1 protein-coding gene is annotated in these 266 nt (G+C 68.8%); it reads left to right on the top strand.

All coding sequences use genetic code 11. The features are described from left to right. The coding region (locus J0695_RS43180; RefSeq protein WP_206970252.1) for a transposase at nt 1–266 on the top strand (266 nt) is incomplete at both ends.

Here is a 266-nt window from a genome sequence, read left to right as displayed (position 1 = left end):
CACCGGCGGCAACCGCCACGACGTCACCCAGCTTCTGCCTCTGCTGGACGCGGTCCCACCGATCCGGGGTCTGCGAGGACGCCCCCGCCGAAAACCCCGGCGTCTGTATGCCGACCGGGGCTACGACTTCGACAAGTACCGCCGCCTGCTGTGGAAGCGCGGCGTTAAACCGGTGATCGCACGACGCGGTGTCGCCCACGGCTCAGGACTGGGCAAGGTGCGCTGGGTGGTCGAGCGCGCCTTCGCCTGGCTGCACCAGTTCAAAC

Origin of the sequence: Streptomyces beijiangensis, from assembly GCF_017315755.1 — a bacterium.
Taxonomy (GTDB): Bacteria; Actinomycetota; Actinomycetes; order Streptomycetales; family Streptomycetaceae; genus Streptomyces; species Streptomyces beijiangensis.
Note: the sequence above shows the minus strand (reverse complement) of the source record. Positions and strands in the feature narration are given on the sequence as shown.